Here is a 6608-nt window from a genome sequence, read left to right as displayed (position 1 = left end):
CGGAGCCTTCGTCCCGCCCGGCGATCGGCACGAGAGGGGCGGCTTCGGGAAGCGCCTTCCCGCGAGCCTACCCGAGCGCGCCGGTGAGCGCGTTCGCGACGGCGGCGATGATCTCCTGGTCGAGGAAGGGCAGGTCGAGCCTGAGGACACGGCGTCCGTGAGCGGCGAGCGCCACCAGGTCGCCCTCGGCCTGCGCCCGGTGGAGCGCGGCGAGGGTGTAGCGCTGCCCCGGGATCGAGACGTCGTCCCGGTCGCGCACCGTCAGCAAGAGGAAGACGCCGGTGTCCGGGCCGCCCTTGTGGAGCTGCCCGCTCGAATGCAGGTAGCGAGGGCCGAGGTCGAGCACGGTGGCGTGCCCCGTCGCCGCCGAGACGGCGGCCAGTGCGTTGCGCAGTGGCGCGAGGTACCGCTCGTCCTCGGGCAGGTACGCGAGCATGGCGAAGTAGTCGCCCAGCGCGAGGCTGCCCGCCAGCGGCCGGACGGCGTCGTCCAGCGCGCCCGGCGCGCCGTCGGCCGGAGGGTCGAGGTCTCCCGCGTAGGTGACCCACACCCCGCCGAGGTCGGCGAGGGCCTGGGGCACGTCCGTGCCGTCGGCCAGGACGGCCTCCGTCGCCTTCTTCGCCTCCGCGACGTTCGGCTCGTCGAACGGGTTCACGCCGAGCAGGAAGCCTGCGAGCGCCACGCCGTTCTCCCACCTGACGAACTCCGCTCCGACGTCGAGGACGTCGCCGAGGATCAGCTGCAGGACCGGTGTCTCCGCGGCGACGGCGTGAGCCCACGCGTCCGTCTCGGTGTCGTCCGCGGTGCGCAGCACCACGACCGCGCGGTCCTGGCCGTAGCCGGTGGGCGTGCGGGGCGACTCCGGTACGGGGACGATGCCCTTGCCGTGCTTGCCGAGGGACTCGGCGACGAGCTGCTCGGCCCACAGCCCGAACGGCGCGAGCCGCTGTGGCGCGACGAGGGTCAGCTTGTCGCGTCCGGCCTCGGCCGCGTCGACCATCCAGGCGGCGAGGGCCGCCCCGGGGTTGTCCTCGGCCGGTCGCGCGCACGCCTGCTCCATCGCGTGGGCGCGTCGAACGACGGTCTCCAGGTCGACCCCGATCAGCGCGGCGGGCAGCAGCCCGAAGACCGACAGCGCCGAGAAGCGGCCGCCGACGGCACTGGGCGCCGTGACCGTCACGCGCATCCCTTCACGGGAGCGCCGCTTCTCGAGAGGGGTACCGGGGTCGGTGATCACGAGGAAGCGCTTGCCTGCGGCCAGCCGGCCCAGCTCGGCGTCGGCCCACTGGCGGAACACCGCGTACAGCGAGAGGGGCTCGGTCGTCGTGCCCGACTTGCTCGCCAGGATGAAGAAGGTCGTGCCGGCGTCCAGCCGGGCCAGCAGTTCGGAGAGTTGCGTGGGCGAGCTGGTGTCGAGCACGTGCAGCGCGGGATGCCCCGGCGCCGAGCCCAGCACCCGCGAGAAGACGAGCGGCGCCAGCGAGGAGCCGCCCATGCCGAGCAGCACGACGTCTCGCGCGCCCTCCGCTTCCAGCTGGCCGGCCAGGCTCGTGAGCAGCGGCAGGCGCGAGGGGGCCTTCTCGGCGAGGTCCGTCCAGCCCAGCCGTTGCGCGACGGCGACCTTCTGGTCGATGTCCGTCGTGAACAGCGAGGGGTCGCGCTCGCGGAGCCTGCGCACGGCGTCCGCTTCCACGAGGCGCTCTATGGAGGCCATCTCGCTCCCATCTCCTCCGGCACGCACGCTACCGATGGTACCCCAGACGCGCCGAGGAGGCTGTGACGCGGGTCAGCAGATGCGCGGGAGTTGCTCCCCCACGAGCATGTCCATGATGCGCTTCGCGCCGAAGCCGGTCTGCACGTACACCTTGCCCGCAGGGCTCTCGCCGACCTCGCCGATGACTGCGGCGTCCTCGCCGTAGGGGGCCGAGCGCATGGCGGCGAGGGCGCCCGCGGCCTGGTCGGCAGGGACGACGGCGACCATCTTGCCCTCGTTGGCCACCTGGTAGACGTCGTAGCCCAGCATCTCGCAGGCGCCGAGCACCTGCTCGCGCACGGGCACGTCCTCGTCGCGCACCGTGATCGACACGCCGGAGGCCGAGGCCAGCTCGTTGAGCGTGGAGGCGAGTCCCCCCCGGGTGGGGTCCCGGAAGCAGCGGACCCCCGGGGCGGCGGCGCGAACGGCGGCGACGAGGCCGTTCAGCGGAGCGGCGTCGCTGCGGACGTCGGTCGAGAACGAGAGACCCTCGCGGGTCGAGATGACGGCGATGCCGTGGTCCCCGAGCGTGCCTGAGAGCAGGACCTCGTCGCCGGGGCGGCACAGCGAGCCCGAGAGGCGCACGCCTTCGGGAAGCACGCCCACGCCGGCGGTGTTGACGTAGAGCCCGTCCCCGTGGCCCCGCTCCACGACCTTGGTGTCGCCCGTCACTATGCGCACGCCCGCTTCGATGGCGGCGTCTCGCATCGACACGACCACGCGCTTCAGGTCCGGGATCGCGAAGCCCTCCTCGAGCACGAAGCCCACGGAGAGGTACAGCGGGGTGGCGCCGGAGGTGCAGACGTCGTTGACGGTGCCACACACCGCCAGGCGGCCGATGTCGCCGCCGGGGAAGAAGAGCGGGTCGACCACGTACGTATCCGTCGAGAAGGCCAGCGCGCCGCCGGGCAGCTCGAGCACGGCGGCGTCGTCCAGGCGCGCCAGCTCGTCGTCGGCCAGTCCCACCAGGAAGACCTCCTCGATCAGCTCGCGCATCATCGTGCCGCCGCTGCCGTGGGCGAGCAGGATGCTGTCCGCGCGCATGCGTGCCTCCCCGTCGTTCTCGAACCGCGGGCGGGTTCCTAGGCGGTCTTGCCGTAGTCGGTGTAGCGGTAGTACGCCGCGCAGGATCCCTCCGAGGAGACCATGCACGGACCGACCGGGTGCTCCGGCGTGCAGCCCTTGGCGAACAGCCGGCACTCGAAGGGGAGCGTGATGCCCTTGAGCACCTCGCCGCACTGGCAGCCGGGGATCTCCCGGGGCGGCGGCGGCGACACCGAGACGCGCTCGGCGGCGTCGAATCGCCCGTACCTCTCCCGGATGGCCAGTCCGGTACCGGGGATGACACCGATGCCGCGCCATTCGGCGTCCGCCGCCTCGAAGACCTCTGCCATCTTCGCCAGGGCGGCCGGGTTGCCCTCCGGCGCGGTCGCGCGGGTGTACGCGATCTCGACCTCGGCCCGGCCCTCGGCGAGCTGCTTGGCGAGCATCCATATGCCCTGCAGCACGTCGACGGGCTCGAAGCCGGTGATCACGCTGGGCACGCCGTGCTCCTCTGCGAGGAAGCGGTACGGCTCGAGCCCGATGATGGCCGACACGTGGCCGGGCAGGATGAGCGCGTTGACCTGTACCTGCGGGTCCTGCGCGAGGGCGCCCAGTGCGGCCGGGACGGTCTTGTGGAGCGAGAGGACGGAGAAGTTCCCGAGGTCGCGGCGCTCGGCATCCTGGATCGCGGAGGCGATCGTCGGGGCGGTGGTCTCGAAACCGACGCCGAGGAAGACGATGTGCCGCTCCGGGTTCCTCTCCGCGAGGTCGAGCGCGTCGAGCGTCGAGTACACGACGCGGATGTCCCGCCCGTCGGCCTTCTCACGGGCCAGAGAGGAACGGGAGCCGGGGACCTTGACCATGTCGCCGAAGGTCGCGAGGATCACGTCCGGCCGGCGCGCCATCTCGATCGCCGTGTCGATGTCCCCGTTCGCCGTGACGCACACCGGGCAGCCCGGACCGGACAGCAACGTGACCGTGTCGGGCATCACCTCGCGCAGACCGTTGCGGGCGATGGCGACGGTGTGCGTGCCGCAGACCTCCATGACCTTGGCCGGGGCGGTGGCGACGGAGCGGATGGCCTCGACCAGACCCCGTGCGACGGCGGGGTCCCGGAAGCCCTTCAGGATGTCCATGCCGTCACGCCTCGGCTTCGAGGATGTCCAGGTCGCGCAGGAGCTGGAGGGTCTCCTCGGCGAACTCCTCGTCGACCACCTGGATAGCGAAACCGGCGTGGACGAGTACGAAATCGCCGACCTGAGCGTCGGGGACGAGATCGAGACTCACGTGACGGGTCACCCCCATGATGTCGACGGCGGCCGTGTTGTTCTCGGCGGTCGAGGTCACCTTGGCGGGGATGGCGAGGCACATCGGAGGGGCCTCCTTGTCGTTCGCGAGTTACAGGGCCGTTTATAGCTTATGCAGTCTCGCGCTTGCAACGACCGCCTGTCCGAACGAGACCGCGCCGTCGTTGAACGGCAGCCCGCGGTGTGTGAGTGGTTTCAGGCCCTCGTCGGCGAGCGCCGAAGGGACGGTTTCGGCGAGGAACCGGTTCATGAACACCCCTCCCGCCAAGGCCACGATATGCGTTCCGCTCGCCTCAGCCGCGGCTACGGCGACGTGGACGCATGCGTCTCGGACGGCACGGTGGAAGCGAGCAGAGATCGTGCCGGAGGGGGTGCCGTCCGTCAGGTCATTCAGCACCTCTTCGATGACGAGGAGGGGGTCGAGCAGGAGCGGTCCGCCCGGAGACGAGACGCCGAACGCGTAGGCGCCTTCCGCTCGCGGGTCCATCACCGCCTCCAGCTCGATCGCGGCCTGTCCTTCGTAGAGCGCGTCGTCGCGCACGCCGGCCAGCGCGGCGACGGCGTCGAAGAGACGTCCCATCGAGCTGGTGCGCGGGGAGTTCACACCCCGTTCGATCATGCGCAGCAGGGTCGCCTCCTCGGCTTCGGCGAGGCGTGACCGCAGCGCCGATGCACCGGGATGCTCGAGCAGGGCGGGGTCGAGACCTGCGAGCAGACCGATCGCCATGCGCGCGGGCCGGCGGATGACGGCCGCGCCCCCGGGCATCGGCACCTCCCTCAGATGCGCGAAGCGCTCGAAGTCCTCCCAGTCCGCCAGCAGCACCTCTCCGCCCCAGATGCCGCCGTCGGACCCGTAGCCCGTCCCGTCGAACGCGATCCCCGGTACCCGGGAGGAGACGCCGTGCTCCGCCGTCACGCTCACCACGTGCGCGTGGTGATGCTGGACGCCCACCTTCGGCAGGCCCAGCGCCATCGCGAACTTGGTGGAGAGGTACTCGGGGTGCAGGTCGTGCGCGACGGCTGCGGGCGAGACGCGGAAGAGGCGCTCGTAGAGTCCGAGAGTGCGCTCGAAGTGCTCCAGCGTCTCGGCGTTCTCCAGGTCCCCGATATGCTGGGACACGAACGCGTGGGCGGGATCGTCCCCCATCGACTTCACCAGACAGAAGGTGTTCTTCTGCTCGGGTCCGGCGGCGAGCAGGTCGGCCGGGACGGGGCCGGGCATCGGCAGCGGGAACGGGGCGTAGCCGCGTGCGCGACGCAGCATCGCCGGCCGCTCCGCCACCACGCGCACCACGGAGTCGTCGTAGCGCGAGTGGATGCCGCGGTCGTGCAGGAGGAAGGCGTCGGCGATCGGGGCGAGCCGCGTGATCGCCTCGCCGTTCTCCATCGCGATAGGCTCCTCGGAGAGGTTGCCCGAGGTCATCACGAGGGGCCGGTCGGCGCCGGCGAGCAGGAGGTGGTGCAGGGGCGTGTAGGGGAGCATCACGCCGATCTCGGGCAGGATCCCGGCGACGCCCCGCGCGAGCGGCGGCGCGCCTGCGCGGCGCCGGAGCAGGACGATCGGGCGCACGGTACCGCCGAGCAGCTCCTCCTCCTCGGGCGACACCTCGCAGTGCCGCCGCGCGGTCTCCAGGTCCGGCACCATCACCGCCAGGGGCTTGCCCCACCTGCGCTTGCGCTCGCGCAGCCGCGCGACGGCCTCCTCGCTGGTCGCGTCGCAGGCGAGCTGGAAGCCGCCGAGGCCCTTGAGCGCGAGCACGCCGCCGCGCTCCAGCAGCCCGACGGCGGCTGCGAGCAGCGCGTCCGTCCGCGCGCGCTCCTCGCCGGGATCGCGACGGCGCGGCCGCTCCTCCGGGTCCCGCCTCCAGTCCTCGGGCAAGGGGTCGGGCAAGCCGGCCGAGGAGGGGTCCGCGAGACCCGGGGACGCCTGCAGGTACAGCCGGGGGCCGCAAGCCGGGCACGCGTCGGGCTGGGCGTGGAAGCGCCGGTCGGCGGGCTCGTGGTACTCCGTCGAGCACGCGGGGCACATCTCGAAGCCGGCCATCGTCGTGGCAGGCCTGTCGTAGGGGATGTCGGCGATGATCGTGAAGCGCGGGCCGCAATTGGTGCAGTTGACGAACGGGTAGCGGTAGCGGCGGTCCTCGGGGTCGAAGAGCTCCGCCTCGCACGCATCACACGTGGCGATGTCCGGCGACACCAGCGTGACGGCCTCCGGCGCGCTCTCGGATCTCTCGATGGCGAAGGCCGCGTAGCCCTCCGGCGAGACCTCCTCGCTCGCCACCGACTGCACGACGGCCATCGGCGGCGCGAGCTCGCGCACGGCGTCGGGGAAGGCGGCCACGGACGCTTCGTCGCCCTCTACGTGCGCGAACACCCCCTCCGAGGTGTTGCGCACCCAGCCCGCCAGTCCGCGCTCGACCGCCAAGCGGTACACGAACGGGCGGAACCCCACGCCCTGCACGACGCCGGTGACGTGCAGCAGGAGAGCCCTCATGCCTTCACGA

Annotated in this window: 5 protein-coding genes; all 5 read right to left on the bottom strand. The window is 71.9% G+C overall.

Annotated elements, in window-relative coordinates; genetic code table 11:
- Positions 1 to 67 precede the first annotated feature (67 nt).
- The 5 genes from IBX62_03900 to hypF all read right to left on the bottom strand — a co-directional run bounded on the left by IBX62_03900 (position 68) and on the right by hypF (position 6598).
- Entirely contained in the window at positions 68 to 1714 is a 1647-nt protein-coding gene (locus IBX62_03900; GenBank protein MBE0476226.1) for a glucose-6-phosphate isomerase, read from the bottom strand.
- A 72-nt stretch (positions 1715 to 1786) separates the two neighbouring features.
- On the bottom strand, positions 1787 to 2797 hold the full coding sequence (gene hypE, locus IBX62_03895) for a hydrogenase expression/formation protein HypE (GenBank protein ID MBE0476225.1): 1011 nt from the start codon (positions 2795 to 2797) through the stop codon (positions 1787 to 1789).
- 38 nt (positions 2798 to 2835) lie between these two features.
- A complete protein-coding gene (hypD, locus tag IBX62_03890) occupies positions 2836 to 3933 on the bottom strand; it encodes a hydrogenase formation protein HypD (GenBank protein MBE0476224.1) in 1098 nt (365 codons plus the stop codon).
- Positions 3934 to 3937: 4 nt separating this feature from the next.
- Positions 3938 to 4168: a HypC/HybG/HupF family hydrogenase formation chaperone gene (locus IBX62_03885; protein MBE0476223.1), complete on the bottom strand. Its 231-nt coding sequence runs from the start codon at positions 4166 to 4168 to the stop codon at positions 3938 to 3940.
- Between the two features lie 39 nt (positions 4169 to 4207).
- Positions 4208 to 6598 carry a carbamoyltransferase HypF gene (gene hypF, locus IBX62_03880; GenBank protein MBE0476222.1) on the bottom strand — a complete coding sequence of 797 codons (2391 nt, stop codon included), beginning with the start codon at positions 6596 to 6598 and terminating at the stop codon, positions 4208 to 4210.
- Positions 6599 to 6608: the final 10 nt, after the last annotated feature.

Source organism: Coriobacteriia bacterium, from assembly GCA_014859305.1.
Lineage (GTDB): Bacteria > Actinomycetota > Coriobacteriia > Anaerosomatales > Kmv31 > Kmv31.
Note: the sequence above shows the minus strand (reverse complement) of the source record. Positions and strands in the feature narration are given on the sequence as shown.

Excerpts from the sequence above, each read along its gene's own strand:
- IBX62_03900 (MBE0476226.1), bottom strand. The coding sequence starts at position 1,714 with ATGGCCTCCATAGAGCGCCTCGTGGAAGCGGACGCCGTGCGCAGGCTC.
- hypE (MBE0476225.1), bottom strand. The coding sequence starts at position 2,797 with ATGCGCGCGGACAGCATCCTGCTCGCCCACGGCAGCGGCGGCACGATG.
- hypD (MBE0476224.1), bottom strand. The coding sequence starts at position 3,933 with ATGGACATCCTGAAGGGCTTCCGGGACCCCGCCGTCGCACGGGGTCTG.
- IBX62_03885 (MBE0476223.1), bottom strand. The coding sequence starts at position 4,168 with ATGTGCCTCGCCATCCCCGCCAAGGTGACCTCGACCGCCGAGAACAAC.
- hypF (MBE0476222.1), bottom strand. The coding sequence starts at position 6,598 with ATGAGGGCTCTCCTGCTGCACGTCACCGGCGTCGTGCAGGGCGTGGGG.